At 53.6% G+C, this 1,195-nt stretch carries 1 rRNA gene; it reads right to left on the reverse strand.

Annotated elements, in window-relative coordinates:
* Positions 1-19: 19 nt before the first annotated feature.
* Positions 20-1,195 (reverse strand): 23S ribosomal RNA (locus IEU99_RS10940); the annotation flags it as partial.

Consider the following 1,195-nt stretch of genomic DNA (forward strand, 5'->3'; position numbering starts at 1 on the left):
GTGTGTTGTGTGGGTGTGTTTTGGTGTGTTGTTCGGTGGATTAGTACCAGTCACCTGCATGACCTTGCGGTATGTCCAGTTCTGGCCTATCAACCCGGTGGTCTACCGGGCACCTAGTAATGAAACCTCATCTTAAAACAGGCTTCCCGCTTAGATGCTTTCAGCGGTTATCCCTTCCGTACGTAGCCAACCAGCCGTGCCACTGGCGTGACAACTGGCGCACTAGAGGTACGTCCGTCCCGGTCCTCTCGTACTAGGGACAGCCTTCTGCAAGTTTCTACGCGCGCGGCGGATAGAGACCGAACTGTCTCACGACGTTCTAAACCCAGCTCGCGTGCCGCTTTAATGGGCGAACAGCCCAACCCTTGGGACCTACTCCAGCCCCAGGATGCGACGAGCCGACATCGAGGTGCCAAACCATCCCGTCGATATGGACTCTTGGGGAAGATCAGCCTGTTATCCCCGGGGTACCTTTTATCCGTTGAGCGACACCACTTCCACTCGTAGGTGCCGGATCACTAGTCCCGACTTTCGTCCCTGCTTGAGTTGTCACTCTCACAGTCAAGCTCCCTTGTGCACTTACACTCACCACCTGATTGCCAACCAGGCTGAGGGAACCTTTGGGCGCCTCCGTTACATTTTAGGAGGCAACCGCCCCAGTTAAACTACCCACCAGGCACTGTCCCTGACCCAGATCATGGGCCGAGGTTAAAAAGATATCCAATTCGATCAGAGTGGTATTTCACCTGTGACTGACACCACCACTGGCGTGGCGTGCTATTAACGTCTCCCACCTATGCTACACAAACCGAACCGAATATCAATACCAAGCTATAGTGAAGGTCCCGGGGTCTTTTCGTCCTGCCGCGCGTAACGAGCATCTTTACTCGTACTGCAATTTCACCGGGCCTGTGGTTGAGACAGCAGGGAAGTCGTTACGCCATTCGTGCAGGTCGGAACTTACCCGACAAGGAATTTCGCTACCTTAGGATGGTTATAGTTACCACCGCCGTTTACTGGGGCTTAAATTCTCCGCTTCGAGCTTACGCTCTAACAGGTCCTCTTAACCTTCCAGCACCGGGCAGGCGTCAGTCCGTATACATCAACTTCCACGTTTTCGCACGGACCTGTGTTTTTAATAAACAGTCGCTTCCCTCTATTCTCTGCGACCACGATCAGCAACCAACACCGCAAA

This window comes from Corynebacterium pelargi, assembly GCF_014635485.1.
GTDB lineage: Bacteria > Actinomycetota > Actinomycetes > Mycobacteriales > Mycobacteriaceae > Corynebacterium > Corynebacterium pelargi.